This is a genomic window from Nosocomiicoccus massiliensis (assembly GCF_000438455.1).
GTDB classification, from domain to species: Bacteria; Bacillota; Bacilli; order Staphylococcales; family Salinicoccaceae; genus Nosocomiicoccus; species Nosocomiicoccus massiliensis.
This window is the reverse complement of record NZ_CAVG010000028.1, coordinates 1-2,656: the sequence shown is the minus strand read 5'-3', so window position 1 is coordinate 2,656 and position 2,656 is coordinate 1. Positions and strand designations below refer to the sequence as shown.

The following is a 2,656-nucleotide window of genomic DNA, read 5'->3' as shown; positions in this document are numbered from 1 at the left end:
TTTTATAATCTTTTTAAATGATATAATTAGAAAAAGATAGGTGGGTGCTATATGAAACTTGAAGAAATAGAAAATCCATCATTTTTAAAAGATAAAAGTGATGAAGAGCTTGATCAATTAGCACAACAAATTCGAGACTTTTTAATAGAATCATGTGCAGTAACAGGTGGGCATATCGGTGCTAACTTAGGTGTCGTCGAGCTCACTTTATCATTACATCGTTTTTATAATTCACCAGAAGATAAACTTTTATTTGACGTTGGTCATCAAGCGTATATCCATAAAATATTAACAGGAAGAACGAAAGATTTTAAAACGCTACGTCAATATAAAGGTCTTTCTGGGTTCCCTAAAATGTCGGAATCAGAGCATGATGTATGGGAAGCAGGCCATTCATCTACTTCGCTTTCGGCTGCATTAGGCATGGCGAAAGCACGAGATATCAGAAATGAGAAATATGATGTCGTTCCGATTATCGGTGATGGTGCATTAACAGGTGGAATGGCGCTAGAGGCGTTAAACCATATTGGATCTGAAAAAACGAAAATGACGATTATTTTAAATGATAATGAAATGAGTATCGCACCAAACGTCGGTGCAATACACAATATGTTTGGGCGTATTCGAACAAATTCAAGCTATAACAAGTTTAAGTATGATGCTGAAGAATTACTCGAAAGAATTCCGTCATTTGGACCGTCTTTAAGAGATTTAGCTGATAAAGTTAAAGACAGTTTAAAATATTTAGTCGTAGACGGTGTATTTTTTGAAGAGCTCGGCATTAAATATATTGGTCCAGTAGATGGACACAATTTTAAAGACATTACTAAAGCTTTAGAATCAACAAAAAATTATGACGGACCAGCAATTATTCACGTCATCACAAAAAAAGGCAAAGGGTATTACCATGCTGAAAATGATGAGGTAGGTACTTGGCATGGACTCGGACCTTATAAAATTGAAACTGGTGAAACAATCGGTGGCAGTGGTACACAGTCGTGGAGTGAATTCGTGTCGAACTCAGTATTTGATCATGCATTGAAAGATGAACGTATCGTCGCGTTAACACCAGCAATGCCGGTAGGTTCAAAATTAACAAAGTTCCAAAACGAGCTACCAGAAAGATTTTTTGATGTTGGAATCGCAGAACAACATGCTGTAACGATGTCTGCTGGACTCGCTGCTTCAGGCATGAAACCATATCTTGCTATTTATTCGACATTTTTACAACGCGGATATGACCAAGTGTTACATGACGTAGATCGTCCAAACTTAAATGTATTTTTTGGAATTGATCGTAGTGGGTTGGTTGGTGCTGATGGTGAAACACATCACGGCATATTTGATGTGAGTTTCTTACTACCACTTCCTAACATGACGATTATGATGCCTCGAGACGAAGTTGAAGCGAAGTTAATGATTGACTACGCAGTCGAATACGATGGTCCAATTGCATTACGTTATCCTAGAGGAAATGTTAAAGGTATTGAAGTCACTGAACGTCAGCCAATTGAAAAAGGCAAATGGGAAGTCGTCCATAAAGAAGATAAGAAGGACGTTGTAATCATCAGTTACGGTCCAACGTTAGATATTGCTGAAGAGGCAAAAGACATGCTATTTGAAACAAATATTAATGTTGAAATCGTAAATGCGCGCTTTATAAAACCGGTAGATGAAGAAATGTTACATGAATATGGTAAGGAAAATGTACCGATGTTAATTGTCGAAGAAGTCATCGAAGCCGGTGGTCTTGGCCAATTTATTCAAGGGTTTATGTCGCAACATGACTTTACAAATGATGTTAAAACAATCGCTATACCTGACTTATATATTGAACAAGGTGATGTTGATCAGTTACTTATAGAAGCAGGAATTACGTCAGAAAATATTGTAAATACAATACAGAAAATGGTAAAACATAATGGCTAAGATTCGTGCAGATCAATATATATTTGAACATTTTAGTCTTGGCACAATTGAAGACGTCAGACGTCTAATTATGGCAGGGAAAGTATTAAATAATAATGAACCAGTGTATAAACCATCTGATATCATCGATACGAAGAAGGTTGATATTCGCTTTAAAAAAGTGAAAACTTACGTTTCAAGAGGCGGTATCAAATTAAAAGCAGCGATTAATGAATTTAATCTAAACTTAGAAAATTGTATCGTTCTTGATATTGGAAGTTCAACAGGTGGTTTTACAGATTGTAGTTTACAACATGGTGCACAATCTGTTTACGCAGTAGATGTCGGTACGAACCAACTCGACTATAAACTTAGAACAGATTCACGTGTCACAGTGATGGAGCAAACGAATTTTAAGCATACGACAATCGAGGATTTTAAAAATTTACCAAACGTCATGACGATTGATGTAAGTTTTACTTCTATCGTCCCGATTATTAGACACATCACTGAGCTTTTCAAGCACGAATATACAGTCATTGCATTAATTAAACCACAATTTGAAAGTTATTTAGAAGAAAAAGAGAATACACTCATTATTCAAAGCGACGTGACAAAAAGAAACGTAATAGAACGTGTTGTTGAAGTATGTACTTCTCTTGGATTATCAACGTATGATATTATTCGTTCACCAATTACTGGTACTAAAGGCAACGAAGAGTTTCTACTTCATATAAAAAATGATGGT

2 protein-coding genes are annotated in these 2,656 nt (G+C 35.9%); both read left to right on the top strand.

Annotated elements, in window-relative coordinates:
• Positions 1-51 precede the first annotated feature (51 nt).
• Positions 52-1,929 (top strand): 1-deoxy-D-xylulose-5-phosphate synthase, encoded by a 1,878-nt coding sequence (dxs, locus tag TJ68_RS01395; protein WP_040928333.1) that lies wholly within the window; start codon positions 52-54, stop codon positions 1,927-1,929.
• Positions 1,922-2,656 (top strand): TlyA family RNA methyltransferase (locus tag TJ68_RS01390; protein WP_040928332.1); only part of this gene is annotated, 735 nt, incomplete at its 3' end. The genes dxs and TJ68_RS01390, both read left to right, overlap by 8 nt.

What these genes read in the sequence shown, in the direction of transcription:
- dxs (WP_040928333.1), top strand. Translation starts at nt 52, where the DNA reads ATGAAACTTGAAGAAATAGAAAATCCATCATTTTTAAAAGATAAAAGT.